The organism is Streptosporangium sp. NPDC049644 (assembly GCF_040675205.1).
Taxonomy (GTDB): Bacteria; Actinomycetota; Actinomycetes; order Streptosporangiales; family Streptosporangiaceae; genus Streptosporangium; species Streptosporangium fukuiense.
This window is the reverse complement of sequence record NZ_JBFAOJ010000072.1, coordinates 1-23,651: the sequence shown is the minus strand read 5'-3', so window position 1 is coordinate 23,651 and position 23,651 is coordinate 1. Positions and strand designations below refer to the sequence as shown.

The 23,651-nt window shown below is 71.5% G+C and carries 19 protein-coding genes; 4 read left to right on the top strand and 15 right to left on the bottom strand.

Going from position 1 to position 23,651, the window contains the following annotated elements; translation table 11 throughout:
* The first annotated feature begins 94 nt into the window (after positions 1-94).
* A complete protein-coding gene (locus AB0J58_RS31470) occupies positions 95-796 on the top strand; it encodes an NAD-dependent deacylase (protein WP_364222588.1) in 702 nt (233 codons plus the stop codon).
* 124 nt (positions 797-920) lie between these two features.
* Here the strand turns inward: AB0J58_RS31470 and AB0J58_RS31465 are convergent, their stop codons facing one another.
* From AB0J58_RS31465 to zwf, 7 genes are all read right to left on the bottom strand, one after another.
* Entirely contained in the window at positions 921-1,247 is a 327-nt protein-coding gene (locus AB0J58_RS31465) for a cupin (RefSeq protein WP_364222585.1), read from the bottom strand.
* 69 nt (positions 1,248-1,316) lie between these two features.
* Entirely contained in the window at positions 1,317-1,934 is a 618-nt protein-coding gene (locus AB0J58_RS31460; RefSeq protein WP_364222582.1) for an ATP-binding protein, read from the bottom strand.
* A gap of 430 nt (positions 1,935-2,364) precedes the next feature.
* Positions 2,365-2,994: a hypothetical protein gene (locus tag AB0J58_RS31455; protein WP_364222579.1), complete on the bottom strand. Its 630-nt coding sequence runs from the start codon at positions 2,992-2,994 to the stop codon at positions 2,365-2,367.
* A 243-nt stretch (positions 2,995-3,237) separates the two neighbouring features.
* Positions 3,238-3,855, bottom strand: coding sequence for a bifunctional 4-hydroxy-2-oxoglutarate aldolase/2-dehydro-3-deoxy-phosphogluconate aldolase (eda, locus tag AB0J58_RS31450; RefSeq protein ID WP_364222576.1), 618 nt, complete (start codon positions 3,853-3,855; stop codon positions 3,238-3,240).
* Positions 3,852-4,808: a glucokinase gene (locus AB0J58_RS31445; RefSeq protein ID WP_364222573.1), complete on the bottom strand. Its 957-nt coding sequence runs from the start codon at positions 4,806-4,808 to the stop codon at positions 3,852-3,854. The genes eda and AB0J58_RS31445 overlap by 4 nt, the downstream gene beginning before the upstream one ends.
* 43 nt (positions 4,809-4,851) lie before the next feature.
* A complete protein-coding gene (gene edd / locus AB0J58_RS31440; RefSeq protein WP_364222570.1) occupies positions 4,852-6,720 on the bottom strand; it encodes a phosphogluconate dehydratase in 1,869 nt (622 codons plus the stop codon).
* 50 nt (positions 6,721-6,770) lie between these two features.
* Positions 6,771-8,246 carry a glucose-6-phosphate dehydrogenase gene (gene zwf, locus AB0J58_RS31435; RefSeq protein ID WP_364222567.1) on the bottom strand — a complete coding sequence of 492 codons (1,476 nt, stop codon included), beginning with the start codon at positions 8,244-8,246 and terminating at the stop codon, positions 6,771-6,773.
* A gap of 146 nt (positions 8,247-8,392) precedes the next feature.
* On the opposite strand from zwf, the gene AB0J58_RS31430 reads away from it, so the two are divergent.
* The 3 genes from AB0J58_RS31430 (at position 8,393) to AB0J58_RS31420 (ending at position 13,292) form a co-directional block, all read left to right on the top strand.
* Positions 8,393-9,595 (top strand): ROK family transcriptional regulator, encoded by a 1,203-nt coding sequence (locus AB0J58_RS31430; RefSeq protein ID WP_343978810.1) that lies wholly within the window; start codon positions 8,393-8,395, stop codon positions 9,593-9,595.
* 626 nt (positions 9,596-10,221) lie between these two features.
* Positions 10,222-11,481, top strand: a complete 1,260-nt coding sequence (locus AB0J58_RS31425) for a pectate lyase (RefSeq protein WP_364222564.1) — start codon at positions 10,222-10,224, stop codon at positions 11,479-11,481.
* A 227-nt stretch (positions 11,482-11,708) separates the two neighbouring features.
* Positions 11,709-13,292, top strand: coding sequence for a right-handed parallel beta-helix repeat-containing protein (locus AB0J58_RS31420; protein WP_364222561.1), 1,584 nt, complete (start codon positions 11,709-11,711; stop codon positions 13,290-13,292).
* Between the two features lie 343 nt (positions 13,293-13,635).
* On the opposite strand, the gene egtD is transcribed toward AB0J58_RS31420, so the two are convergent.
* The 8 genes from egtD to AB0J58_RS31380 form a co-directional block, all read right to left on the bottom strand.
* Positions 13,636-14,616, bottom strand: a complete 981-nt coding sequence (egtD, locus tag AB0J58_RS31415) for an L-histidine N(alpha)-methyltransferase (RefSeq protein WP_364222558.1) — start codon at positions 14,614-14,616, stop codon at positions 13,636-13,638.
* A 142-nt stretch (positions 14,617-14,758) separates the two neighbouring features.
* A complete protein-coding gene (gene egtC / locus AB0J58_RS31410; protein ID WP_364222555.1) occupies positions 14,759-15,475 on the bottom strand; it encodes an ergothioneine biosynthesis protein EgtC in 717 nt (238 codons plus the stop codon).
* The gene (egtB, locus tag AB0J58_RS31405) at positions 15,476-16,837 is read right to left on the bottom strand and encodes an ergothioneine biosynthesis protein EgtB (RefSeq protein WP_364222553.1); all 1,362 of its coding nucleotides are present in this window, start codon (positions 16,835-16,837) and stop codon (positions 15,476-15,478) included.
* A gap of 70 nt (positions 16,838-16,907) precedes the next feature.
* A complete protein-coding gene (gene egtA / locus AB0J58_RS31400) occupies positions 16,908-18,167 on the bottom strand; it encodes an ergothioneine biosynthesis glutamate--cysteine ligase EgtA (RefSeq protein ID WP_364222550.1) in 1,260 nt (419 codons plus the stop codon).
* A gap of 320 nt (positions 18,168-18,487) precedes the next feature.
* Positions 18,488-20,281, bottom strand: coding sequence for a DUF2264 domain-containing protein (locus AB0J58_RS31395; protein WP_364222547.1), 1,794 nt, complete (start codon positions 20,279-20,281; stop codon positions 18,488-18,490).
* Between the two features lie 156 nt (positions 20,282-20,437).
* Entirely contained in the window at positions 20,438-21,286 is an 849-nt protein-coding gene (locus AB0J58_RS31390; protein ID WP_364222544.1) for a carbohydrate ABC transporter permease, read from the bottom strand.
* Positions 21,283-22,248, bottom strand: a complete 966-nt coding sequence (locus AB0J58_RS31385; RefSeq protein ID WP_364222541.1) for a sugar ABC transporter permease — start codon at positions 22,246-22,248, stop codon at positions 21,283-21,285. The genes AB0J58_RS31390 and AB0J58_RS31385 overlap by 4 nt, the downstream gene beginning before the upstream one ends.
* A gap of 18 nt (positions 22,249-22,266) precedes the next feature.
* Positions 22,267-23,481 (bottom strand): ABC transporter substrate-binding protein, encoded by a 1,215-nt coding sequence (locus AB0J58_RS31380; protein WP_364222538.1) that lies wholly within the window; start codon positions 23,479-23,481, stop codon positions 22,267-22,269.
* Between the last annotated feature and the right edge of the window lie 170 nt (positions 23,482-23,651).

The following is a 23,651-nucleotide window of genomic DNA, read 5'->3' as shown; positions in this document are numbered from 1 at the left end:
CGCGCGGATCCCGGCGGCGGGCCCCCTCGTCGCGTCGGGCGCCCGGCTCGCCGTCGAACCGCTCCGCGGACGGGAACGGCTTTACCATCGACCCATGACGCTGACGGTGCTGACGGGCGCGGGGATCTCCACCGAGTCCGGGATTCCCGACTACCGAGGACCGAACGGTGTGTGGCGTAAGGACCCCGACCACGAGAAGCTCGTCACCTACGAGCACTACATGGCCGATCCGGAGATCCGGCGGCGCTCGTGGCTGATGCGCCGTGACAACCCCGCCTGGCGGGCCGAACCGAACGCGGCGCACCGCGCCCTGGCCGGCCTGCCCGACGCGTGGATCGTCACCCAGAACGTCGACGGCCTGCACCAGCGGGCCGGATCGCCGCCCGAGCGGGTACTGGAGCTGCACGGCAACATGTTCGACGCCCTGTGCACCGCCTGTGGTGCCGCCTCCACCACGCGGGAGGCGGTCGACCGGATCCTCGCGGGCGAGAACGACCCCGCCTGCCGCGACTGCGGCGGCATCCTCAAGACGGCCACCGTGATGTTCGGCCAGGCCCTCGACAGGGTCACCCTCACCCGGGCGATCGAGGCGGCCGAGAAGTGCGAGATGTTCGTCGCCGTCGGCACCTCGCTGCAGGTGCAGCCCGCCGCCTCCCTGGTGGGCGTCGCCGTCGGAGCGGGCGCCCGGCTGGTCATCGTCAACGCCGAGCCGACCCCCTACGACCACCTGGCCGACGAGGTGATCAGCGACCCCATCGGTGTCGCGGTCCCCCGCCTCTGCTCGTCCCTCGCCTGACGGAGGGCGGCGGACCGGTCACCGGCGGACGAGCCCGGGCGGGGCGCCGCGTCCGGGGAACGGGAACCGCCGGGATCGAACGGGCGAGACGGCGGTCATCCGCCGGGCGTGCCCCGGGCAGGCCTCACACGGAGATGTTGACGACACTGGTGAGGATGACCGCCGAGTCCTCGTCCGCCTCCACCGAGTGACGTCGCTGCGGGATCGGGGTGGCCTGCCCCGCGCCGACTTCGACGCTCCGCCCCTCCTCGACGATCCGTACCCGCCCGGACAGGACGTGCAGGCTCGCGGCCGGCGGGGCGTCGTGGTCACCGAGGACGGTTCCGGCGATCAGCGCGATGACCGCCTGGCGCAGCGTGCCCTCGTTGAGGTAGGTGTGGGCGCTACGGCCGTGCGCGCTCTCCCTGGCGAGGGCGAGATGCTCCCCGGCGAGAGCCAGTACGTCGATCATTGAGGTTTCCTCCCGGTCGTTCTGAACCTGCCCTGGGTGAGGAATGCCCAGTGCCGGGCGAAGGTAAAGTCATCCGTCCCGCGCGGGGGGCCGTTCGTCGAAGCGGATGGCCCGGAGCAGGTCCGCGGCGGGACGGTCGAGGATCGTGACGCCCGTGGCCGGGGGGAGCACGCCGCCGCGGGCGCGTTCGACGAGCACCCGCCAGCGGCGGCAGTGCCGGGCGAAGGTGGCGTCCGTGACGACCCGGCCGCGCGAGAGCTGTCCCGCACGGGCCGCGCTCGGCTCCACGTCGAGCAGGATCAGATGGATCTCGTTGCCGACCCCGCGCGCCAGCCAGGCGAAGCCGTACAGGATGTGCGGCCAGGTGCCCCGGGTGTGCGCGACGACACCGTGCCCCTGCAGCAGGGCGCGGGCGATCCGCGCCACATGGGTGGTGTGCACGATCGGGGTGCGGGCTCGCGGGGGGATCGGGCCGAGATAGCGGGCCCACCAGTTGCGGGACTGGCGAGAGTCGATGACGCGGACCTCACCGGCGCGGACCGGTTCCCTCTCGTCGCCGCGCAGCCCGTACAGCCGGTCGAGCAGGGTGCTCTTGCCCGCGCCGGGAAGCCCCGCGAGGAGCACCAGCGTCCCGGCCGGATAGTGCAGCTCCTCGTCGGAGGACCGGCCGGCCGATGTGGTGGCCATCGCGTGCACCTCGCAGGAAAGGGGACTCCCACCATCATGTGTCTCGGAGGACTGCCGCGGTGGGATCGGGTTCGCCGACGATCCGGAGGGCGCCGGAGGGGACTGCGCCCGAAGGGTGGAACGCCGGGAAGGTGGTACCTGGGGGAGACCGTCGGTGGGCATGCTCACTCCTCGAATGCGCTCGGTCATTCGAGGTCTCCTTCACCCGCACCTCGCGGGCAGCCGTCCGGGGACGCCACAGGACGTCCGTACTGACCGGGGCGGCTCTTGGGAAGTACTCCCCTCGTTCGTTCAAGGGTAGGGGAATCCGGGCGGTGGCGCGGTCACCGGGAGGAGACTCTCCGGTAAACGCGCGGCGCCGGCACCTTTCGGAGGTGGGGTGCCGGCGCCGCCTGCGAGACCCACGGCCCTCGTGCCCGTCGGCGGCCCGTCAGTAGCCGTAGCCGGAGTTGTGGGAGCTTGGATGCGAGGGCGAAGGCGCGGGGGAGGCGCCGCTGGAGGGAGAGGTCGTCGGGGTGGCGGCGCCCTTCACGAACGCGCTGATGATCGCGTCGTCCGGGTCGGCCTCGGCGTTCCAGCCGGTGATCGCCCCGCTGGGGCTGGCGAAGATGAACGTCGCGGGCCCCGAACCGCCGGGTCCTTTGACGACGAACTCCTCGCCCGGGTTGACGACCTGCCCGGTGGGCCTGCCACCGGGGACGCGGACCCGGGTCCTCTCCTGCTTCACGGTGCCCGCGCCGCCGGAGTAGACCGTGGCCAGGCCGCTGCCCGCGGCCGAGACCCAGAGGGTCCTGCCCATGGCCAGTCCCCACGGGTTGATCAGTGCGGGGTCGGTGACCGCCGCCCGCCCGCTGACGTCAGAGACCAGGTTGGTGACCGAGAAACGGCTCTGCGCGCGTCGCGTTCCGGTCTGCGCGTGGCCGGTCCAGGATTTCGCCTGGCCGGTTCCGGCTCGGGCCTGTTTCGCTCCGTTCTGCGCCTGCTGGGTTCCGGCGGACGCCGTACCGGCGGCGCCCATGACCAGAACCGTGGCGCAGATCGTGACGATGCGTACTCGCATTCATGGCTCCTCTGTGAGGGAGTGCCTTTCGCCGCGAGATACGCGCGGGGTCCTTACCGGGTTCAGCCCGCTTCCGGTGGCCGGGAGCGGCGAGGAGCCGGCCGGGCGAAAAGGAATGGCCCATGGCCGCCGGGTAGGGCGGCCATGGGCCGGATCTCATGAGCGCCACACCGGGTCACGGCCGGCTCATGGCCGCGGGCGGGCCAAGGGAGGACAGGCACGCCCGCGGAGTCCTGCGGCGAACTAACGGCGGAGGGCGGCCGCCTCGGTGGCCAGCTTCTCGATCCGCGGGTAGTCACCGGTGGCGAGCGCGTCGGCGGGGGTGAGCCAGGTACCGCCCACGCAGCCCACGTTCGGCAGTGCCAGGTAGTCGGGGGCGGTCGCGAGCCTGATGCCGCCCGTCGGGCAGAACCTGATCCGCGGCAGCGGGCCGCCGAGCGCCTTCAGATACGGCAGGCCGCCGGCGGCCTCGGCCGGGAAGAACTTCATCTCGGTCACCCCGCGCTCGGCCAGCGCCATGACCTCGGACGCGGTCGCCGCGCCGGGCAGGAACGGCACCCCACCGGCCTCAAGGGCGTCGAGAAGTCTCGGGGTGGTTCCCGGGCTGACCAGGAAGGCGGAACCGGCCGCCACCGAGGCGGCCACGTCGGCCGGGGTGCGGACGGTGCCCGCGCCGACCACCGCCTCGGGGACCTCGGCGGCGATGCGCGCGATGGCGTCCAGGGCGGCGGCGGTGCGGAGGGTGACCTCGATGGCCGGCAGGCCGCCCGCCACCAGGGCGCGGGCCAGGGGGACCGCGGTCTCCGGGTCGTCGATCACGACTACCGGGATGACGGGGGCGATGTCGAGCAGGCTACTCACACGTACTCCAGGTTGGACAGGTGCTGGTTCAGCCACGCCGCCGCGCCGACCAGGGCGGGCTGTGGGGCCACGATCAGCGTGGTGGCGATGCCGGAAAGGTAGTCGTTCAGGGTGGGGGTGGCTTCGAAGCGGCGGCGGAAGTCGCTGGAGCGGACCCGGTCCACGATACGTGGCAGCACGCCGCCGCCCAGGTAGACCCCGCCCCGGGCACCGAGGGTCAGTGCGACGTTGCCGGCGAAGGTGCCGAGCATGGCGCAGAAGACCTCGACGGTCTGCGCGCACAGCGAGTCGTCCATCCGGGCCACGATGTCGGAGGCCGACAGCCTCGGCGCGTCCACCCCGCGGACGAGGGCGAGCCCCCGGTGCAGGCGAGACAACCCCGGTCCGGAGAGCAGGTGCTCGGCCACCACGTGCTCCATGCCGTCCGCGCGCAGCGCCCGGACGATCTCGTGGTCGCGCTCGTCGAGGAGCGGCATGGTGACGTGACCGCCCTCCCCGGGGATCGGCACCCAGCCCTCGGCGGCGGGCACCAGGCCGCCCACGCCGAGGCCGGTTCCGGGCCCGAGCACGGCCTTGACGCCGCGCGAGGGCTCCGGGCCGCCCAGACAGACCAGGTCCTCGCCCCGCAGGTACGGCAGGGACGCGGCGAGGGCCTCGAAGTCGTTGAGCAGCCAGGCGTTCGGGATGCCCAGCTCGCTCACCGACCCCGTCCACCCGGCGTTGGTGAGCCGGTAGCGGTCGCCGTCCACGGGTCCTGCGATCGCGATGCACGCGGCTCCCGGCCGAACTCCGCCCGCATGGTCTGCGAGATAGGCGGCTACGGCTTCGGGAAGGCCGTCGTGTTCCGCGCCCGCGAGCACGGCCACCGTGCCGGGCCGGCCACCGGCCTCGGTGACCAGCCCGAACCGGGCGTTGGTGCCGCCGACGTCCGCGACGAGCCAGGGAAGGCTCACATGATCTCCTTTGCGGGCCGTGCCGGGGAGACGGTGCGCGCGATCACACCCGGCCGCCGTTCGCGACGGCCTCGGCGTGGCCGTTCAGGGCGAAGATGCCCGCGCCGCGCTCGGCCGGGCCCGCCGCGCGGCGGAAGGAGCCGAACAGCTCGCGGCCGGTGCCCACCCACTGGGCGTCGGTGAGCGGCGCGCCATGCGGGGACCGGGCGGCCAGCTCGTCGGCGGGGACCAGCAGTTCCAGGGTGCCGGCGGCGGCGTCGAGGCGGATCGGGTCGCCGTCCAGCACCAGCGCGATGGGGCCGCCGTCGGCGGCCTCCGGCGACAGGTGGATGGCCGCGGGGACCTTGCCCGACGCGCCGGACATGCGGCCGTCGGTGACGATCGCCACCCGCTGTCCCCGGTCGAGCAGCACCGCCATCGGCGGGGTGAGCTTGTGCAGCTCGGGCATGCCGTTCGCGCTCGGTCCCTGGTATCGGATGACCGCGACGAAGTCCTGCCCGTCGAGCTCGCCCGCGTCGAAGGCGCGCAGCAGCTCCAGCTGGTCGTCGAAGACCTTGGCGGGGGCCTCGATGACCAGGTGCTCGTCCTTGACCGCGGAGACCTTGCTGACCGCGCGCCCCAGATTGCCGTTGAGCATGTGGATGCCGCCGTCGGCGGAGAACGCGTCGGAGACCGGGCGCAGCACGTCGGTGTCGGTGCTGCCCTCGGTGCGCTCCGTCCAGAGCAGCTCGCCGTCCTTGAGCTCGGCGGCCGAGCGATAGTGGTCCAGACCGCGCCCGGCGACGGTCAGCACGTCGCCGTGGAGCAGCCCGGCGTCCAGCAGGTCGCCGATGAGCACCTGCATGCCGCCCGCGGCCTGGAAGTGGTTCACGTCCGCTTGGCCGTTGGGGTACATGCGGGTCAGCAGCGGCACGACCTTCGACAGTGCGGCCAGGTCGTCCCAGAGGAGTTCGATGCCCGCCGCCGCGGCGATGGCGACGATGTGCATCGTGTGGTTGGTCGAGCCGCCGGTCGCCAGCAGCGCCACGCAGGCGTTGACTATCGCCTTCTCGTCGACGACCTCGCCCACCGGGGTGTACTCGTCGCCGTGCGCGGTCAGCTCCACCGCCCGCCTGCCCGCCGCCTTCGTCAGGGCCTCGCGCAGCTCGGTGCGCGGGTTGACGAAGGTCGAGCCCGGCAGGTGCAGGCCCATGACCTCGATCATGACCTGGTTGGAGTTGGCGGTGCCGTAGAAGGTGCAGGTGCCGGGGGAGTGGTAGGACTTCGCCTCGGCGTCGAGCAACTCGTCCCTGCCGACCTTGCCCTCGGCGAACAGCTGCCGGGTGCGGGCCTTGACCTTGTTGGGCAGGCCGGAGGTCATCGGCCCGGCGGGGACGAACACCGCGGGCAGGTGGCCGAAGTGCAGCGCCCCGATCAGCAGGCCGGGAACGATCTTGTCGCAGACGCCGAGCATGAGGGAGGCGTCGAACATGTCGTGCGAGAGCGCGATCGCGGTGGCCATCGCGATGACCTCGCGGCTGTAGAGCGACAGCTCCATGCCCGCCCGGCCCTGGGTGACGCCGTCGCACATCGCGGGCACGCCGCCGGCGAACTGCGCGACACCGCCGGCTTTTCTGACGGCCGCCTTGAGGATCGCCGGGTAGGTCTCGTAGGGCTGGTGCGCCGAGAGCATGTCGTTGTAGCTCGACACGATCGCCACGCCGGGCTTGACGCCTGCCCGCAGGTCGCGCTTGTCGTTCTCTCCCACGCCGGCGAAGCCGTGGGCCAGGTTGGCGCAGCCCAGGCTCGCCCTGGCGGGACCTCGCCGGCGGGCCGCCTCGGCCTCGGAGCGCAGCCGGGTCAGGTACGCGGTACGGCTGGGGCGGCTCCGCTCGACCAGGCGGTCTGTCACTTCTTGGATCACGGGATGCATCCGGTCTCCTGCGTCGCGGTCGGTTCGGTCTGTGTGCTGTTCCCGGCCGCTCACGCCAGTCCCTCCCCGTGCCAGGTGCGGCCGCTGCGGCCGACGAGTTCGTGGGCCGAGGCGGGGCCCGCGCTGCCCGCCGGGTACGGCTCGGGGGCCGTGCCCCGCGACTCCCACTCGCTGATGATCGGATCGATCCACCGCCAGGCGGCCTCGACCTCGTCGCGCCGCATGAACAGGGTCGGGTTGCCCGCCAGGACGTCCATGAGGAGCCGCTCGTAGGCGTCGGGCACCCGGCCGGTGAAGGTCTCGGCGAAGCTGAGGCTGAGCGGGACGGGTTTGAGGGTGACCTCGCCGGCGCCGGGCTCCTTGGCCATGATGTTCAGCTGGATGCCCTCGCTCGGCTGCAGCCGCAGCACCAGCCGGTTGGGCGTGCTGCCCGGGAAGATCGAGTGGGGCACGTCCTTGAACTGCACGACGATCTCCGAGCAGCGGTACGGCATCCGCTTGCCGGTGCGCAGGTAGAACGGCACCCCCGCCCAGCGCCAGTTCTTCACCTCGGCGCGGATCGCGGCGAAGGTCTCCACCCGCCGGGAGGCCTCGGTGGGGGCGGTGCGGTCGGGCTCGTCGAGGTAGCCGGGGACCTCGACGCCGCCGGACTCGCCCGCCGTGTACTGGCCGCGTACGGTGAAACGGTCGACCTCGCCGCCGGTGACGGCCCGCAGCGACTGGAGGACCTTGACCTTCTCGTCGCGGATCGACTCGCGGTCGTTGCGCGAGGGGGGCTCCATCGCGACCAGGCAGAGCAGCTGGAGCAGGTGGTTCTGCACCATGTCGCGGAGCGCGCCCGCGTGGTCGTAGTAGCCGCGCCGGCCAGGGGTGCCCACGGTCTCGGCGACGGTGATCTGGACGTGGTCGATCCAGAGGGAGTTCCAGATCGGCTCCAGGAACGCGTTGGCGAACCGGAGCACGAGGAGGTTCTGGACCGTCTCCTTGCCCAGGTAGTGGTCGATGCGGTAGACCTGCCGCTCGTCGAAGATGGCGCCGACCTCGTCATTGATGCGCAGTGCGCTGGTCAGGTCGCGCCCGAGGGGTTTCTCCAGCACCACCCGTGAGGCGGGGGTGACCAGACCCGCGCGGTGTGCCTCCCGGCAGAACGGGCCGAACGTCATGGGCGGGCTGGCCAGGTAGAAGACCCGGGCGCGGTGCTCGTACCCGGCGAGCAGCCCGGTGAGCCTCGCCCACCCGGTCGGGTCCTGGCCGCCGATGTCGACGCTGACGTGGTGCAGGCGGCCGAGGAAACGCTGCCAGGTGTCCGGGTCGTCCACCGGCACCGAGCCGCGCACCTCCGCGTCCACCTTGCCGCGGAAGTCGGCGTCGTCGAGCCCGCCGCGGGACATCGCGATGACGCGGGTGGAGGGGTCGAGGAGGCCGGCGCGGTCGGAGTGGTAGAGCGCCGGGAGGAGTTTCCGCATGGAGAGGTCACCTGTGCCACCGAAGACGATGAGGTCGGCGGGTTGCGGGGTCTCGGACATGGGGGAGCGCTCCGTGATGATCTACCGAAATTGGGGATAGATCGGACAGTAGCCATATCTTGCGCTCTACACAAGCCGAGTTTTGTCATTTGAGATGAGAAAGTACGACGTTTTCATTTCATAAGCAGGTGTGGTTCACTTAACCGATGCCTCGACGTCCCGCTGCCGCGCTGGCCACCAGCGGTGAGGTGCTGCGCCTCATCCGCTCCGGTGAGGCGGTCACGCGCGCCGACATAGGGCGCGTCACCGGCCTGTCCAGGCCGGCCGTGTCCCTGCGCGTCACCGAGCTGCTGGAGCAGGGCCTCGTCGTGGAGGACAGCGAGGGCCCCTCCACCGGAGGACGTCCGCCCACCCGGCTGGTCCTGAACGCCTCGGGCGGCCTCGTCCTGGTCGGCTCGCTGGGCGCGAGCCGCGCGCAGGTCGCCGTCTGTGACCTGGCGGGCGAGGTGGTGGCCCGCGCGGAGTTGTCCGTGGACGTGGAGGAGGGCCCTGACGTCGTCCTCCCGCTGGTCATGCAGACCTGGAGTGAACTGCTCGGCGACCGCCCCGTCTCCCTGGTCCGCGGCGTCGGCCTGGGGGTCCCGGCCACCGTCGAGTTCGCGGCCGGGCGCACCGAGAGCGCCCGGATCATGGCCAGCTGGACGGGGGTGGCCATCCCGCCGATCATCGCCGAGCGCTTCCCCGTTCCCGTCCTCCTCGACAACGACGTGAACGTCATCGCCATCGGCGAGCACCGCGCGATCTACGCGGGTGAGGCCGACGACCTGCTGTTCATCAAGGTCTCCACCCGGATCGGCTCCGGCGTCATCGCCGGCGGCGAGATCCTGCGGGGGGCACTGGGCGCCGCCGGGGAGATCGGGCACATCCCGGTCCGCGACGGCGGGGGAGTGCTCTGCCGCTGCGGCAACATCGACTGCGTCGACTCGGTCGCCAGCGGCACCGCGATCCTGCGCGAGCTCCGCGCCCGGGGGCACGAGGTCAAGACCATGGCCGACGTGGTGAGCCTGGTCCGAGCCGGCGACGCGGAGACCATGACCGTGGTCCGCAACGCCGCCCGGATGCTCGGCGAGGTCGTCGCCAGCGCGGTCAACCTGCTCAACCCCGCCGTGGTCGTACTCGGCGGCGACGTGGCGGAGACCTTCCAGCCGATGGTCTCGGGGGTCCGCGAGGTGATCCACCGCCGCTCGACGGCCCTGGCGACCCGTAACCTGCGCATCGAGCGCAGCCGCCTCGGCCCGGGCGCCGGGATCGTCGGCTGCGCCCACATGGTCCTGGACCACATCCTCTCGCCCGAGGCCGTCGACTCCGCCGTCTGGCAGGCGGTCCGCTCCGTCCGCTCCCTGGCCTGACCGGTTCCGCGCCCGGCGTCGCGCTGCCCCGGACTCCGCCCCCTCGAACCCTTAAGATCGTCGTTGTCCAGACCGGGACGGATCGAGCTGGGGATCGCCGGATACGGCGACATTGTCCGCAGGATGGCACTGCCCGCCCTGCCATCCCTGGGAGCGGCCGTCTCCTGCCTGTGAGGTCGAGGCGGAAGCGGCCCTGGACGGGCGCGGGGCGGGGCGCCGGCCTGCGGGGCGGACATCCCGTCGGCGAGGCCATCGGAACGGCTCAACCGGCGGACCCTGACGGCGGCAAATGAAAGTTTCAGGGATGCCCCAACTCGGGTGACCTCCAGAAAAACGCTTTGACCTGCCCCGACGTCGAGCCGTCGAGGTGTTTCGCCCATCGGGGCTTCTCGTCTCCGTCCGCCTTGTGCTTCACTCCGAACATGCCGGGAAAGCGCTTACCGATGCAAGGTGAGCGATCTCTTCCATGGTGTCCGGCAGGCCGGCCTGTTGGCGAAGGGAACTTGACGAGGACGGCGACGATCAGGGCGGGTGGGCTGTCGTCGGCGCGGCCGCCAAGAAGATCGCCCCCTGACGCGCTTCGACCCCGCCAAGCGCTCGCACCCCCAACCGAACTGGAGATTACGATGCGCAAAGACCGAAGACTGGCGGTCACGCTGGCCGCCGCTCTCGTGACGGGCAGCGGGCTGGTGACCGTGCTCTCCACCCCAGCCTCGGCAGCCCCCTCCAACGGTAACTACACGCTGGCCAACGCCGGCAGCGGCCTGTGCGCCGCCGTACCGGGACAGAGCACCGGCGACGGCGTCCAGTTGGCCCAGAGCGCCTGCACCAACGCCGCCGGGCAGGTCTTCACGCTCACCTCCTCGGGCAGCGGCTATCAGATCAAGGCGGCGCACAGCGGCAAGTGCCTCGGTGTACGGGATGCCTCCACCAGCGCCGGCAAGGCGGTCCAGCAGGAGTCCTGCACCGGGGCCGCGTCGCAGACCTGGCAGCTCACCGCTTCGGGATCCAACTACCGGGTGGTCAACGGCAACGGCGGCAAGTGCCTCAACGTCCAGGACAACTCCACCTCCTCCGGCGCCCTGCTGCAGCAGAACTCCTGCGACTCGGCGGCCACCAAGCAGTGGACGCTGCAGTCCGCCGGCGGCGGCACGCCCGGCCCCAGCCCGGAGCCCACCCCGACCGTGACGCCGCCCCCCTCCGGCAACGGTGACGGCAGCGGCCCGTGGCCCTCGAACACCGGCAGCGTGCACCAGACCACCACCCGCAACGCCGGCACGTTCTTCGACGGCGGCATGAAGCGCTACTACGGCATCGGCGACGGAGGCCAGGGCGAGAGCCAGGACCCGATGTTCGTCGTGGCCAACGGCGGCACGATCCAGAACGTCATCCTCGACGCCCCGGCCGGTGACGGCATCCACTGCGAGGGCTCCTGCACCATTCGCAACGTGTGGTGGAACGACGTCGGCGAGGACGCCGCGACGTTCAAGTCCTCCAGTTCCTCGGCCACCTACCTGGTGGACGGCGGCGGTGCCAAGTCCGGCGCCGACAAGGTCTTCCAGCACAACGGCGCCGGCACGCTCACGATCAGGAACTTCCAGGTGCACAGCTCCGGCAAGCTGTACCGGGCCTGTGGCAACTGCTCCACCTCCTACAAGCGCCACGTGGTGATGGACGGCATCACCGCCCGCTCCACCAAGGTGCTGGCCGGGATCAACTCCAACTGGGGCGACACCGCGCGCTTCAGCCGGATCACCGTCTACGGCAGCGCCACCATCTGCGAGCGCTACAAGGGTGTGCCGAAGGGCAGTGAGCCCACCAAGATCGGTGAGGGCCCGGACGGCACGCACTGCCTGTACTCCGAATCCGACATCACCCGCCGCTAGAGATCCCGGGCAGGCGGGCGGGCACGTCCCCGCCCGCCTGCCCGGCGTTCCCGAAAGAGGACCTTGGCCGCGACCACGAGACCACATCGACAGCCCGGACGGGCAACGGTGGCGGCTTCTCGCGTCGTGTCCGTCGCCGGAGCCGGGCCAAGGCGCCGGAGAGACCAACCTGTGGCGGTCCCGCCTCCACTCGTCGTCCGACGATGCAACGATCCTGGAGACCAACGATGCGCCTGACGCCTTTCCTCGCGTGCGCCGGCCTGCTCGCCGGCATACTCGTCGCGCTGTCCGGGAACGCGGCGCACGCCGCGCCCATCCGCTATGAGGCCGAGACCTCGCCTGCGGCCTGCACCGGCACCATCGATTCCAACTGGTCCGGCTACTCCGGCCGCGGTTTTTGCAACGGCGACAACGCCACCGGCGCCTACGCCCAGTTCACCCTGAACGCCTCCGGCGCCGGTGTAGCGACATTGGGGATTCGCTTCGCCAACGGCGCCACCACCGCCCGGCCCGCCAGCCTGATCGTCAACGGATCCACGGTGGCGACCCCGTCGTTCGGAGGCACCGGCGCCTGGACGGCCTGGGTCACCAGCACCCTGGCCGTACCGGTCGACGCGGGCAGCAACACCATCCGGCTCACCCCGACCACCTCCGCCGGGCTGCCCAACATCGACTACCTCGACGTCGAGACCGGGGGCCAGCCGCAACCGGCCAACGAGCTGTACGTGGCGACCAACGGCAACGACGCCGATCCGGGCACGCTCAGCGCGCCGCTGAAGACCATCCAGCGGGCGGTCGATCTGGCCCAGCCCGGCCACACCATCGTCATTCGGGGCGGAACGTACGCGCCGAGTACCAACATCCAGATCCTCAAAGACGGCACGCCGAGCCGGCCCATCACGATGCGCAACCACAACGGCGAAAGGGTCATCCTCGACGGCGAGAACATGCCCTACACGCCCGGTGCGGTCGGCTCCTCCATCCCCCGCCCCGAGCGGGGGGCCATCCACATCGAGGGCGACTGGTGGCGCCTGACCGGCCTGGAGATCATCCACGGTCCGTACGGCATCTTCGGCCTGGACACCAGCGACAACGTCTTCGACCGTCTGATCACCCGGGACAACTACGAGTCGGGCCTGCACCTTCAGGGCGCCTCCGGCAACAACCAGATCATCAACCTGGACGCCCACGGCAACCGCGACCCGCGCAAGAACGGCGAGAGCGCCGACGGCCTGGCCATCAAGGAAGGCTCGGGCAGCGGCAACGTGGTGCGCGGTGCCCGGCTGTGGAACAACTCCGATGACGGCCTGGACTTCTGGATGTTCCTGTCCCCGATCACCGTTGAGTCGTCGGTGGCATGGGGCAACGGATTCAACCGGTGGAACCTGCCCGACTACACCGGAGACGGCAACGGCTTCAAGCTCGGCGGCGGTGACCCGGACCCGCAGGCCGACCACCTGATCCGCAACTCCATCGCGTTCGACAACGCGGTCGGCGGCTTCATCGACAACGGCAACCCCGGCCGGCTGACCGCCGACCGCAACACCGCGTGGCGCAACGGCGGCACCGGATTCAACTTCGCCCGTTCCAGCTCCACCCTCACCAAGAACCTGTCGGTGGCGAATGCGACGCAGGCCTCGCTCGGCCCGTCGTCCTCCGGCTCGGGCAACTCCTGGAACCTCGGCGGCACCTGGGCCTTCGTCGGCACCGATCCGAGCACGATAACCGGACCCCGAGCGGCAGACGGCTCGATCCCGTCCTCCTCCTTCCTGCGCCCGTCCAACGGCGCCGACGTCGGCGCGCGCATCTGACCCGCGCGGATCCACACTTCGCACTCGCCGTGCTCTTCACCTTCCCGGCAGGCGGCAGAGCCGGCGGGTGCGGCCCACCCCACACGACCGCGTCGCCCGTCTTCCCTCTCTCCGCCTGCCGGGACCTTCTCCGCTCCGTTTCCTTCATCGACCTTCTTCCGGGAAACACGGAGGGACGGAGCCTGCTCTTCCGGAGGATCGCCGTCCCGAATTCGGGGCGGCTGTCCTGACCGTGACCGCGTACGACGGCCGGGCCCGTGCCGGTGACCCCCGTCGTGACCCGATGGTCCCAGGAGCCGCGCCGGGTGAGGAGGTGGCGTGTGCGCATCGCGGCGGCCACGGATCACGGGTGGGCGAGAAGAAGGACGAAGTCGCCGGTGGGGTCGATGTACTGGCGGGTCATCCCGAAACCGGCCGTGAGGAGTTCCCGGCGCAGCCCCTCGGGGCGGAACTTGGCGCTGATCTCGGTGCGCATCTCCTCCCCGGCCACGAAGGAGGCCCGCAGGCCGAGATCGGGAATCCGCACGCGCATGGCGCGGCTCGCGCGCAGCCGCATCTCGATCCACTCGTGCCGCGCGTCGTACAGCGCGACGTGCTCGAAGGCGTCCGGGTCGAAGTCGGCGCCCAGCTCCCTGTTGATCACGTGCAGGACGTTCCGGTTGAAGGCGGCGGTCACCCCGCTCCCGTCGTCGTAGGCCGCGACCAGCCGATCGGTGTCCTTGACCAGGTCCGCGCCGAGCAGGAAGGTGTCGCCGGGGCGTAGCGTGGCGCGCAGCTCCTTCAGGAAGACCTCGCGTGCCGCCGGGGCGAGGTTGCCGACGGTGCCGCCGAGAAAGGCCACCAACCGCCGTCCGGTACGGGGCAGCAGCGCCAGGTGCGCCTCGAAGTCGGCGCAGATCGCCCGGACGGTCAGGCCTCGGTAGCGCCGGGCGAGCCAGCGCGCGGCGTCGGCCAGGGTCGCCGCGTCGACGTCCACCGGGGTGTAGACGCGCAGCGTTCCCGTAGCGGAGAGGGCGTCGAGCAGCAGCACGGTCTTCTCGCTGGTCCCCGAGCCGAGCTCGACCAGGGTGTCGGCGCCGGAGCGCGTGGCGATGTCGAGGGAGTGCCGGCGCAGGATGGCCAGCTCGCGGCGGGTGGGGTAGTACTCGGGCAGCCGGGTGATCCTGGAGAACAGCTCGCTGCCGGCCTCGTCGTAGAACCACTTGGGCGGCAGCCACTTGGGCGTCGACGTCAGCCCGGTGCGGACGTCGTGTTCGAGTGCCTGGTGAAGATGGTCACGGCCGAGATGGTCCACCAGGTGTACGGCTGACTGGCTGACTGACACGGGGCCTCCTGGGTCCGTGGGTCACGGGTCCTGCTCGCCGGTCCGTGACCGGGGTGCTGTGTTCTCCTGCGGTCCGGCTCCTCTTCATCACGGTGCTGCCACGGTGCTGTCGCAGTGCTGCCACGGTGCCGCCGCTGCCTGGTCACAGCGGCTGGACGCGCACGCCGTCCGCGGCGGCGAGGACCAGGGTCCGATCCGGTACGGCCTGCCAGCCGGGCCGGTCGTCCAGCGGTTCGCTCGCCATGAGCACGCCGTCGCGCGGGTGGTCCCCGAGGTGGAGGAAGAGCGTGTCGCCCCAGGTGGTCGCGGCGATCGACCGGCCGTCGCAGGCGAGCAGGTTCAGCCGGGCGTCGGGATCCTTCACCCCGGCGTGGGTGACGACCTCCACCAGGGCCTCGCCGAGCGGGTCGCCCATGCGCCGCCGGGTGAACACCGCGGCGGCGAGCCACGCCGAGTCGCAGGAGCTCTCCGCGTCCTCGGCGAGTTCCCTGACCGCCTCCCGCGCCACGCGGCCGTTGTGGCTGAGCAGCCACGGCCCGTCGGCGAAGGGCGCGGTCGCGCTCTCCTCGATCGGCATCCCGGCGGTGGCCGACCGTACGGCGGCCAGCAGGCAGCCGGAGCGGGCGACCCGGGCGATATCCGTCAGGTTGGCGTCCGCCCAGATGGGGATCGTACGGCGGTAGCGGATCGGTTCGGCGCGGCAGACGTCGTACCAGCCCATGCCGAAGCCGTCGGCGTTGACGGTGCCGTAGCGCTGCAGGCGCGGGGCGTGGGCCTGCCGGAGCAGGCCGTGGCCGGGCTCGTGGATCAGTGAGGCCAGCGGGCGGGGGGCGCCCAGCCAGGCCGCGTGGCGGCACATCTACCGCTGCCCCGGTGAGCGCCCGGAGAGGTGCTCCGAGGAGTGGCCCTGGGATTCCTCCGGCGAGTCCTCGGGGGAGGCCGAGCGGGCACACCGGAAGCCGGAGAAGATCTGCCTGCGGGCAGGACGGTCCCAGTTCCTGAACGTGGTGCGGACCACGGCCGGGTCGGACGCCCAGGATCCGCCGCGCAGCACCCGGTACCGAGAGTCGAAGAACACCTCGCTGTACTCGGGGTAGGGAAAGCTGCGGAAGCCGGGGTGGGGCAGGAACCACGAGCCGGTCCACTCCCACACGTCCCCGATCATCTGCTCGGCGCCGTAGGCGCCCGCGCCCGCGGGGAAGGCGCCGAGCGGTGCGGGCCGTGCCGCCCGGTGCCCGAGGTTCGCCGTGGCGGGCCCGGGGTCGTCGTCCCCCCACGGATATCTCCGCGCCCGCCCGGCCTCGGGGTCCCAGCCGCAGGACTTCTCCCACTCGGCCTCGGTGGGCAGCCGCCTGCCGGCCCACCGGGCGTAGGCGTCGGCCTCGTACCAGCACACGTGCTGAACGGGCTCGTCCATGGGAAGGGGCTCGGTCCGGCCGAAGCGGGTGCGCCACCAGGCGCCGCCGTCGGAGATCCAGAACAGCGGGGCGAAGGCGCGGCTCCGCTGCAGCCAGAGCCGGCCCTGCGGGGACCACCAGCGGGGGTCGTCGTAGCCGCCGTCGGCGACGAAGTCCGCGTAGGCGCGGTTGCCGACGGGGAGCCTGTCGATCCAGTAGCCGGGCAGGTCGATCCGGTGGGCGGGGCGTTCGTTGTCGTAGGCCCACGGCAGGGTGTCGGTGCCCATCGTGAAGGGGCCCGCGGGAACGAACACCTCGTCGGCACCCGAGGGCCGGCCGGGCGGCAGTTCGCCGTCGCGGACCAGGCCGGGCGCGCCGGACAGCTGCAGGGTGGCGAGCATCGTCTCGTCGTGCTGGTGCTCGTGCTGGATCACCAGGCCGAAGACGAAACCGCCCCGGTGCAGGGGGTCGGGGCCGTACGGGTCGATCGCGTCCAGGGCGTCCAGCACCCGGCCGCGCACGCCCTCGATGTAGCGGCGCGCCTCCGCCGGCCCCAGGATGGGCAGGGCCGTGCGGTTCGCGCGCGGATGCCGGAACGCGTCGTACAGGTCGTCGATCTCCGGGCGGAGCGGGGTGATCCCGCAGGCCTGCCGCAGCACCCACAGCTCCTCGTAGTTGCCGACGTGCGCCAGATCCCACACCAGCGGCGACATCAGCGGCGAGTGCTGCCTGACCAGCAGCTCCTCCTCGGCGTCGGTGTAGGCGGTGGACCGGCTCCGCGCGGCGGTCAGCCCGGCGGCGATCCGTTCCTTGAGGTCGCTCATCAGATACCTCCGTGCTGGAGATTCCGCTCCCCGGTCCCGGGCAGGTCCCGGGCCGGCCTTGGTGCGGGCGTCAGATCCGTCCTTCCTGGGCCAGCCAGTCGGGCAGGCGCCGTTCCGGCCCGCCGGCCAGGTTCAGCAGGTCGGCGGCCGGGGAGCGGCTGGGGCTCACGTGGCGGTTGGCGAACGCGGCGACCTCGCAGACCAGGGCCGGTGTCGCCCCCAGCCTCGGCAGCGCCGCGAGGGCGGCGCGGAAACAGGACTCGGCGGCCCTGCGCAGCAGGGGGTCGGCCAGGCCGCGGCGTGCCGCCCGCTGCCACATTCCCGCGCACGGCTCGGCCGCGGCCAGCGCCGCGTCGGCCGCGCGGTCGTCCGTCACCAGAGCGTGGGTCACCGCCGCGCACACCGGCCAGCTCGCCGGATGCTGGGCGTCGAGGTAGCGGATCTCCAGCCAGCCGCGTGGCCGTACGGGCGGGAAGAGCGTCGTGGCGTGGTAGGTCAGATCCGCCAGGGTCGGTGGCCGCGCGGACGTGGCCAGCCGGTCGCGGAAGGTCGAGCCATCACGGACCGGGCGATACCGCGCGTCCCCGGAACTCTCCGGGTCCCCCGTGCTCCCCGTCGCCTCGCGCACGGCCATGAGGCGGGCGTCGAGCAGGTACTCGGCCCAGTCGGCGGCGGGGTCGCCGCCGGCGGGGACAGCGGCCGTCCGGGTGCGGTCGAGCCGATCCCACACCGCCTGGCGGCCGGACATCCATCCGCACGGCCGGCTCCCGCTGAGCGGCGAGTTGGCGAAGGCCGCCACCAGGACGGGACCCAGCAGGTGGGCGCGGTCCCACCTGGTCGCGGGTCTGGTGCCCAGGTCCAGGTTGACCTGGATCGAGGCCGTCGAGCACATCATCAGCGCCCCGTACGGCCTGCCGAGGAACTCCGCCATCGCCTCGTACCGGGGCAGGCGCAGCTGCCGCCACGCGGGCCGCAGCGGGTCGAGTCCCACCCCGGCGAACACCAGGCCGGCGTCCCGCAGCGCTCCGCGCGCGGCGTCCACGTCGGCGGTGAGGCGGGTGATCGCGTCGGTCAGCGGGCCCGGCGGCCCAGAGAGCTCCAGCTGGCCACCAGGCTCGAAGGTCACCACGCTCCCGCCGGGGAGCGGCGGCAGGACTTCGGCGATCCTGGTCCACGGAACCTGGCGGGCGGGAGCCGTGCGGTCGAAGACCAGGAACTCCAGCTCGACTCCCACCTGCTCGCCGGTGGAGGCGGGAAAGCACTGCCGTGCGAAGGCCTCCACGTCCGAGGCGTTCCGGATCAGCGTGTTCTCGGTCGCCAGACCAGTCATCCCCGTCCCCTTTCAACATTTATCTGTGGATCTACAGACTTGTGTGATGTTCAGGGGGTGGGCGGTATCGGTGAGTCACGACAATGTGGCACTCTGTTCCGGCCCCCGGGCATCGCGGTGCCATGTCCGGTGGGATGCTCAGGAAAGCGATGGTGTTTCTAGAGGGAAAGTTCCCGTTATGGGTGATTTCGACACATTTCCCTCCTTGGTCGGCCGGCCACCCGCCATGGCGTTCCGCGATCGGTCCGGAGACCGCGTGCCCCCGGCCGCACCCCCCGCCGTGCCGCCGTGCCCCTGCGCCGCTGTGCCGCGCGGTGCCGTCAGCGGTCCCCGAAGGGGTGGCCGCCGGGGAGAAGCGCCGAGACCTCCTCCAGGCCGGGCGGTTCCGGCCAGCCCGTGGCCGGCCCGGTGCCGGAGGGAGCGGGGGTGGAAGAGCACGGACCGGAGAGGCCGAGGACCGCGCAGGCCAGCCAGTGCTCGCCCGGCTCGTGCTCGCCGCGCAGCGTGGGAATGACCGTACGCGGCACGATGACGTTGGTACCCGGCAGGGGGAGGACCAGCTCCCCGCTCCGGGCCCCGCGGAGGTCCTCGATCACGCACAGCCCGGCGGGGGAGTCGAGGCGGGCGTGGCCGGGGCCCTCGGCGGCGCGGTGCGCGGCGGGATCCCGGTCGACGGCGAACGCCCCCTCGGCCGACGACAGCCCACGCCCGGACCGCAGCCGGTGCACCCGTACGTGCCACGGAGGACGCGGGAGCAGCCAGGTGTCGACCTCCACGTCCGGCCATGGCGTCCAGCGGGCGTGGAGCAGGCCGCCGCGTGCGGAGAGGCATTCGGGCACCTCGCAGGGCCGCCAGTGCGTCCCGTCGTCGCTCACCGCCAGGGTGCTGTCGAAGGCACCCTGCTCCAGCCCCCACGAGCCGCCCGGCACGCTGAACCCGAAGGCCGTCGAGTAGGCGAACTTGGCGTACTTCGCCGCGCCGTGCCGCACCCATGTGTGGTGCTGCCCCGCGCTCAGCATGACGACCTGCCGTCCCCGCTCGCACCGCATCAGCGCGACCCCCGCCTCCGGCTGGACGCTGGTCGCGGCGAGTTCCCGCGCCGCCTCCTCGTCGGCCGTCCAGAAGGGATGCCCGGCGGCGAGTGCCAGCGGCAGGAACGCCTTCAGCGCCCAGTACGGGGAGCCGGGGGCGTTGTACTGCTCGGTGAGAGCGGGCTGGGCGTAGCCGTATCCCAGGGTGAGCAGGCCGGCGGAGTCGCGGATCGGCCGCCCGAGCCACCAGCGTAGATGCCGCATCAGATGCCCCTTCACCTCACCCCACGGCAGGGCCTCGACCCCGGCGAAGGCGAGGGCGCCCCAGAAGGCGCCCTGCGCGAAGCGGTAGGTCAGGCTCCGGCCGAAGGGCACGGCGGCTCCGCCGGAGGTGAACCAGTGCCGGAAGTCCAGCGCGAAGGCCGCCGCCCGCTCGCGCAGGCGCCCGGCGCGGCCCAGATCGCGGTCGGCGGCCAGGGCGGCGTAGACCAGGCCGTAGTAGTGCATCGCGAAGGGGACGTAGTAGTCGCGCTGGGCGGTGGGGCCGTCGCTGTACCAGCCGCCGCCCAGCGCGAAGGACTCCAGCCGCTCCAGACGGGCGAGGTTGGGCCCGGAGTCGAAGCGCACCCCGACGCGGTCCAGGCCGAGCCCCGCCATGACGGGAAAGAACTGCCAGTTGTTGTCGACGGCCTCGACGGTCATCGAGTGGAGCAGCCAGGCCGCGAGGCCGTCGCGTTCCCGGCCGCTCAGCGGGTCCCACACGGCCTCGGGTGCGAGGGCCAGCGCCAGGCCGATCGCGGCGGTCTCCACCAGCCGCTGGTCGGCGTCGGTCACCGACCCCCAGAACTCCCCGTGCCCGGGATCCGTCCCGGCGGCGAGTCCCCGGCGCCAGAGCTCCCAGTGCTCGAAGGATCCCCCTCCGGCCGCCAGCGGCGCCAGCCCCCACAGCGGGCGGGCGAACGCCTCCAGCTCGGCGGCCGCGTCGTCGTAGTGGGCCGTGTTGCTCCCGAGCCGAAGTCGCGCCCGTCCCGGACTGAGATGGGGGACCAGCGGCAGGACGAGCTCGGTCACGAGCCGGCGCATGTCCTCGCGGTCACGCGGCGTTCCGCTCCCGCCCGCCCCCGGCGACGCCGGCGAGGTGGCCGATCGTTCCACTGTCGCGGATTCCCCCTCTGGTGGTCGGCGGCCGTGGCCGCCGGAGGCCCTGCCGTCCGGGCCGGACCCGCGCCGGGAGCGCGGTCAGCTCTTGAGCCCGGTGAACGCGATCCCCTGCATGATGCGGCGCTGGAAGATCAGTAGGACCACGATGACCGGGACGACCGCCAGGGCGGCGCCCGCCATGATGTGGTACGCCCGTCCGGACTCGCTGCTGGCCAGCTGCTGCAGGGCCAGCGGCAGCGTGTAGAGATCGGGGTCGTTGAGCACCACCAGGGGCCAGACCAGGTCGTTCCAGTGGAAGATGAAGCTGGTGATCGTCACGACCGCGAGCACCGGCTTCGACAGCGGGATGATGATGCGCCAGAAGATCTGCATCCGTCCCGCGCCGTCGATGCGCGCCGCCTCCTCCAGTTCGCCGGGCAGCGACATGAAGAACTGGCGCAGCAGGAAGATGTCCAGGACCGAGGCGACGTTGGGCAGGATCAGGCCCCATCCGGAGTCGAACATGCCGAGCGCCTGGGTGACGTGGATGCGTGGCACCAGCAGCGTGATCGTGGGGACCATCATGCCCGCGAGCAGTACGACGAACAGCTTGTCCCTGCCGGGAAAGGGGATCCTGGCGAAGGCGTAGGCGGCCAGCGCGTCCACCAGGAGCTTGCCGGGAACCAGTATCAGGCAGACCCAGACGCTGTTGAGGAACGCCTGGCCCAGCCCGCCGACCCGCAGGACGTGCTCGTAGTTCTCCAGCGTGGCCGACCACTCACCGGTCTTGCGATCCAGCGGGAGCAGGCTGGGCACCTTGGTGTAGACGTCCGGGCCGTGCTTGAAGGAGGTCGCCAGCATCCACAGGAACGGGATCACCGATATGGCCGCCAGCAGCACCAGGGCGATGTAGACGAGCGCGAGCCGCGCTTTACCGGCCGTCCTCACGACGCCTCCTGCCTGACGAACTTGAACTGCAGCGCAGTGATGATCATGATGAAGAGGAACAGGATGAACGACATCGCGCAGGCCGCGCCCATCGCGTCGTAGCGGAACGCGAACAGGTACAGGTGCAGGACGTAGGTCAGGCCCGACTGCTCGGGGCCGCCGGTGACGCTCCTGCCGCCGCCGCCCGAGAAGATCACGTACACCAGGCCGAAGACCTGCAGCGCCGCGATCACGCCGGTGACCAGCAGGTAGAAGGTGGTGGGACGCAGCATCGGCACGACGATCCTCCGGAACCGCTGGACGGGACCCGCGCCGTCGATGATCGCGGCCTCGCGGATCGAGTCGGGGATGCCCTTGAGCCCGGCGAGGTAGATGATCATTGAGATGCCGCACTGCCAGGCGGCGATGAACGACAGGGCCGGGATGACCAGCTCGGGGGTGTTGAGCCAGTTCTGCCCGGGGACGCCGAACAGGCCGAGAAGGCTGTTGACCAGCCCGTACTGCGGGTCGTACAGCCAGCGCCAGATGGCGCCCACCGCGGCCTCGGCGGTCACCACCGGCAGGAACAGCAGCAGCCGGAAGAGGTTGGAACCACGGCGGATCGTGTTGATCAGCAGTGCCTGGGCGAGCGCGGTGACCAGGGTCAGCGGTACGGCGATCAGCGTGTACTGCAGGGTGACCCGGATCGACTTCCAGAAGTGCGGATACCGTACGTCGTCGAAGAGCAGGTCGGAGTAGTTGGCCGGTCCCACCCAGTTGGGCGCCGACCGCAGGTTCCAGTCGGTGAAGCTGTAGTACAGCGCGGCCAGCGCGGGGTAGAGCAGGAAGATCACGAAATAAACCACCGCGGGGGCGATCAGGAGCCACCCGATGACGTGGTCGCGCCGCCCGAAACCCGGGCGGCGGCGCCGCCCGGGGAGGGGCGTCACGGCGGGCTTGTCAGCCAGCACCGGAGATGCCACGTTTGCCTCGCTTTCGCGTTAGCCGTTCCAGCCGAGCAGCGCGCGGGTCTTGGTCGCCGCCTCGGTCAGCGCCTGCTGGGAGGTGACCTTGCCGCTCAGCGCGGACTCGATCGCGGGGGCGATGATCTCGTCGTTGATCTGGATCCACTCCGGCAGGGCCGGCCTGGCATGGGCGACCTTGAGCTGCTCGAGGAAGGCCGCCTGGTCGGGTCCGAAGGTGGCCGCGTCCCTCTCCGCCGCCGCCACATTGGTCGGGAAGCCCCCCAGCGCCTGCGCCAGCGCGGTGTTGTTGTCGGCGTTGGTCAGGAAGGTGAGCCACTTCCACGCCAGTTCGGGGTTCCTGCCCTTGCTGAAGACCACCGCGTTCTCGCCGCCGATGTTGCCGGCGGGCTCGGTCTTGTACGGCAGCGGGGCGGTGCCGAACTCCAGTTCGGGGAACTGCTCCTTGATGTTGGCCACGTCCCACGGGCCGGAGATCATCATCCCGGCCAGGCCGTTCTCGAAGGCCTTGTCCGAGTCGGTGATCGCCCTGGGGGAGGACGGCAGTAGATCCACCCAGAGCTGGAGCGCGTCGACGCCGGGCTGCTGGTCGAACAGGATCTTCTTGTCCTTCTCGTCGACGAGGGAGCCGCCGGCGCCCGCGAGGAAGCCGGGCCACATCCAGCCGCCGTAGCCGTCGCCCTTGGGCACCACCATGCCCGCGATCTTCGGATCGTCCTGGTGGACCTTGGCGGCCGCCTGCTTGAGCTCGTCCCAGGTCTTGGGCGGCGTCGGCACCAGCTTCCTGTTGTGGAAGAGCGCCACCGCGGTGTGGTCCAGCGGCAGGCCGTAGAGCTTGCCGTTCACCTTGTTGGTGTTCAGCGCGCCCGCGTAGTACGTCTTCTCGTCGACGGTGCCGGCGGGCATCTCGCTGACGGTGCCGTCGAGTGCGTACCTGGCCACCAGCGGCTGGTCCAGGATGCCGACGTCGGGGACGGTGCCGGCGGCGACGGCGCTGCCCAGCTTGGTGTTGTAGTCGTCCTTGGGGATCTTGACGATCTTGACGGTGACCTTGTTGGCCTTCTCGAAGTCGGTGCGTAGCTTCTCGACGACCTCCCCCGCCTGCGGGGTGCGGTCCTGAAACATCCAGTAGGTCAGCGTGGTGGCCTCCGAGGCCGTCCCGTTGCCGCCGCAGGCGACAAGCCCGGCCAGCAGTGCCATGCCCGCCGCGGCCCCTGTGACTCTCCTGATCATTTCTTCCTCCTGTCGGGGGGTGCAACGGAGGATAATGTAAGGTGTGAAAAAAGTTCAGTCCCCTTGGGGAACGCTTTGGTAACACGGAGGAGAGGGAGGTGTGGGGCATTCGTGAGGTGCCCTCCCCGGGGAGCGAGGCGCCGGGGGACGCCCCGGCGCGGCGGGGCGTC

Bases quoted from the DNA above. Each gene is read 5' to 3' on its own strand.
- AB0J58_RS31470 (WP_364222588.1), top strand. From the start codon at position 95: ATGACGCTGACGGTGCTGACGGGCGCGGGGATCTCCACCGAGTCCGGG.
- AB0J58_RS31465 (WP_364222585.1), bottom strand. From the start codon at position 1,247: ATGATCGACGTACTGGCTCTCGCCGGGGAGCATCTCGCCCTCGCCAGG.
- AB0J58_RS31460 (WP_364222582.1), bottom strand. From the start codon at position 1,934: ATGGCCACCACATCGGCCGGCCGGTCCTCCGACGAGGAGCTGCACTAT.
- AB0J58_RS31455 (WP_364222579.1), bottom strand. From the start codon at position 2,994: ATGCGAGTACGCATCGTCACGATCTGCGCCACGGTTCTGGTCATGGGC.
- edd (WP_364222570.1), bottom strand. From the start codon at position 6,720: ATGCATCCCGTGATCCAAGAAGTGACAGACCGCCTGGTCGAGCGGAGC.
- zwf (WP_364222567.1), bottom strand. From the start codon at position 8,246: ATGTCCGAGACCCCGCAACCCGCCGACCTCATCGTCTTCGGTGGCACA.
- AB0J58_RS31430 (WP_343978810.1), top strand. From the start codon at position 8,393: ATGCCTCGACGTCCCGCTGCCGCGCTGGCCACCAGCGGTGAGGTGCTG.
- AB0J58_RS31425 (WP_364222564.1), top strand. From the start codon at position 10,222: ATGCGCAAAGACCGAAGACTGGCGGTCACGCTGGCCGCCGCTCTCGTG.
- AB0J58_RS31420 (WP_364222561.1), top strand. From the start codon at position 11,709: ATGCGCCTGACGCCTTTCCTCGCGTGCGCCGGCCTGCTCGCCGGCATA.
- egtC (WP_364222555.1), bottom strand. From the start codon at position 15,475: ATGTGCCGCCACGCGGCCTGGCTGGGCGCCCCCCGCCCGCTGGCCTCA.
- egtB (WP_364222553.1), bottom strand. From the start codon at position 16,837: ATGAGCGACCTCAAGGAACGGATCGCCGCCGGGCTGACCGCCGCGCGG.
- egtA (WP_364222550.1), bottom strand. From the start codon at position 18,167: ATGACTGGTCTGGCGACCGAGAACACGCTGATCCGGAACGCCTCGGAC.
- AB0J58_RS31395 (WP_364222547.1), bottom strand. From the start codon at position 20,281: ATGCGCCGGCTCGTGACCGAGCTCGTCCTGCCGCTGGTCCCCCATCTC.
- AB0J58_RS31380 (WP_364222538.1), bottom strand. From the start codon at position 23,481: ATGATCAGGAGAGTCACAGGGGCCGCGGCGGGCATGGCACTGCTGGCC.